At 61.6% G+C, this 1,744-nt stretch carries 1 protein-coding gene; it reads left to right on the top strand.

Annotation, left to right across the window (positions count from 1 at the left end; translation table 11 throughout):
- Positions 1-104 precede the first annotated feature (104 nt).
- Positions 105-1,361 carry an IS110 family RNA-guided transposase gene (locus ICL16_RS31405; RefSeq protein ID WP_202895814.1) on the top strand — a complete coding sequence of 419 codons (1,257 nt, stop codon included), beginning with the start codon at positions 105-107 and terminating at the stop codon, positions 1,359-1,361.
- Positions 1,362-1,744 lie beyond the last annotated feature (383 nt).

Raw genomic sequence — 1,744 nt, 5'->3', positions numbered from 1 at the left:
CTAGTCATTATGAAACGACCAACCCCTGACCTGAGACGCGGGTTACGCTGACGGTCAGGAAAACCAAAAGCGGCGCAGAGCCGCAAAGGACAAGGAGTTGGTCTATGAAAAAGATACTGTACGTGGGCCTGGATGTCCATGCCGAGACGATTGCCGTGGCGGTGGCCGAGGCGGGGCGCGACGGCGAAGTGCGCAGCCTGGGCGTGATCGCCAACCGGATGGAAGCGGTGCGCAAGCTGGTGAAGAAGTTGCGGGAGCAGGGCGAGATCCGCACCTGTTACGAGGCGGGTCCGACCGGCTATTGCCTGTACTGGCAGCTGACCCAACTGGACGTGCCATGTGAAGTGATCGCGCCGAGCCTGATTCCCAAGAAAGCCAGTGAGCGCATTAAGACGGACCGGCGCGACGCCGAGAAGCTGGCGCGGTGTTATCGGGCTGGAGAGTTGACGGCGGTGGCCGTGCCGAGTCCCGAGCAAGAAGCGCTGCGGGATCTGGTGCGGGCGCGCGAGGCGGCCAAGAAGGATCAACTCAAGGCGCGGCACCGGCTGGGGAAGTTCTTGCTGCGGCACGGACGCAAACCGGAGGGCGTGCCCGCTTGGACCAAGCAGTATCTGGAGTGGATCAAGACGAACGTGCACTTCGAGTACAAAGCGCTGGAGGTGACGCTGCTGAACTATTTGCACGAAGTGGAACATGTGGCGCAGCGCATCGTTCACCTGGAGACGGCTATCGACGAAGCGGTGCGGGAAGCCCCGGTGGAGTTGCGGGCGGTGATTGAAGCGTTGCAAGCCTTGCGGGGCGTGGCGCAGACCACGGCGGCGACTATTGTCTCGGAGTTGGGTTCGCTGTCCCGCTTCGCCAATCCCAGACAGTTGATGGGCTACAGCGGCTTGGTAGCCAGCGAACATTCCAGTGGCGGCAAGGTGCATCGCGGACCAATCACCAAGTCTGGGAATGCGCATCTGCGGCGGGTGCTGGTGGAGGCCAGTTGGTCGTACCGCCACCGGCCGAATGTCACCGGGTTTCTGTTACGGCGGCAGAAGAATCTGGAATTAAGCGAGGAGGTGAAAGCCATCGCCTGGAAGGCGCAGCACCGGCTGAACAAGCGCTACAAGACACTGACGGCCAAGGGTAAAAACAAGAACCAGACCGTCACGGCAATTGCCCGCGAATTGCTGGGCTTCATCTGGGCCATCGCCTCGCTGACGGAAAACCAGACGCTCGCCGCTAGGCAGGGGGGCATGGATAAAACCCATGCCCCCCAAGCCTCCAGCCTAAAGCCGGGTCCTCGCCCGTCCAGGCCTAGCCCTCCGGGGGCGCTCCGCGCCGCCTGGACTGGCTCCGGTCCGGCGAAAGCCTAGTCCCCTCCAACCAAACCAAAAACCTTCCCACAGATGACCCCATCCTGGACAGCGGCGCCGAAGGCAGCGTGGATTCCACGAAAAGGAGAATCCTCGCTAGCTTTTATGCGGTACGAGCCACGGCTCCAACCCGCGCCTCTAGTCCGAGGCAGCTCCCGACGAATCATGACCCTGCGGCAACGGCTCAACCCGAGTAGACCCGCGTATATCAGAGTGATCTATCGTCGCGTTACCCTCCGCGCTGCCTTTGACGCCGCCGTCCTCAATCGCCACCCAAAAGACAAGTGCCTGCCGCCCTGGGGGGCGGCAGGCACTTGAAAACCAAAACCAGAACGAAAAACCGTCAGCACCCGTTTAGGGTATTGACAGGTCGTTTCATATCA

The organism is Iningainema tapete BLCC-T55 (assembly GCF_014698965.1).
Classification (GTDB): Bacteria; Cyanobacteriota; Cyanobacteriia; order Cyanobacteriales; family Nostocaceae; genus Iningainema; species Iningainema tapete.
Note: the sequence above shows the minus strand (reverse complement) of the source record. Positions and strands in the feature narration are given on the sequence as shown.